The sequence below is a fragment of the Mycobacterium sp. genome (assembly GCF_008709575.1).
Taxonomy (GTDB): Bacteria; Actinomycetota; Actinomycetes; order Mycobacteriales; family Mycobacteriaceae; genus Mycobacterium.
On sequence record NZ_VYIK01000133.1, the window covers coordinates 737 to 1,855 of the forward strand.

A 1,119-nucleotide genomic window follows, 5' to 3' on the forward strand; every position below is an offset into this window, starting at 1 on the left:
GCACTGGATGCGGTCGACGACGCGCAGCGCGACGGCCTCGAGGTGAACGAGGACTACAGGGCGACCGATACCCGCCAGGCCAGCTCGCGCGAGCAGCTGGCCGAGCGCCAGGCCGCGGCCGAGGCGCACTCGGCTTTCATCCGCCACCGCGTCGGCATGCTGGTCGCCAACGACCAGCACCTCACCGCCCAACTCAACGAGGCCACCGCGGACTGGGGCAGCCTGATGTTCGACGAGCCCGCGGTCCCGGCGCCGCCGGAGAGGAACGGGCGCGTCCAAGCAGTCGACCAGCACACGTTCAAGGACGCACCGCAACCACCACCCAATCCCCCGCCAGGTGGGTGGAGCGATGACCCGATCACCCGGGCGGCGCAAAAGATCACTCGGGGTCACGCGTTCGATGATCACGCGGCAAAAGACTTCCCCGGAATGAGCCGAGAGCAGCTGACCAAGACGGTCGAGGACTTGCTCCGGCGAAGCGGCACCGACCCGAGCTTGATCACGGGCTCGACCCCAAATAACGGGATTGCTGTCTATGACCCGAAGACAAACACGTTGGTGATACGCGACCTACGGCCCAACGCCACCCAGGCCGGCACCGTGTTTAAACCAGAAGTGCCCGACATCCAGAAGTACCTTGAGGGGAAAATCCCGGTCCGCACCCCGCTGTCGCCAGGTAATTTTGCGGATGCTCCACTGCCGCTACCGCCGCCCGCACCTAAAGTGGAACCCCCACCCGTTGCGCGACCGCCTGTCGAACCTCCTCCTGCTCCGCCGTTGCCCCGAGCGCCTGCCGCTCCCGGTCCCGAACCAGCTCCCGCTCCCGCTGAGCCGTTACCCAAAGCGCCTGTTGACCCCAGGCTTCCCATCTTCGGCGCACCCGGCCAGACTTTCGGCCCCCACGTGGTGCCCCCTCCGCACGCTCATCCGCACTGGCTTGGCGAGACGCCCGAAGAAGAATGGGAGGAAGGCCCGGCAAGCGGGCATTGATATTCTGCCCGGTCCCAAACCTGGCGGGTTCTTAAGACGGTGTGTCGGACAGTTCAGGCTGCCGCGCCGCTAGGCGCGAGGTGCCTCAGCTAAAAGTGAGCGCGAAGCGGTGGTTGGTGCCTCACGCAT

1 pseudogene is annotated in these 1,119 nt (G+C 66.3%); it reads left to right on the plus strand.

Annotation, left to right across the window (positions count from 1 at the left end):
• Positions 1-990, plus strand: a pseudogene (locus tag F6Q13_RS17240) (hypothetical protein); the annotation flags it as partial.
• Between the last annotated feature and the right edge of the window lie 129 nt (positions 991-1,119).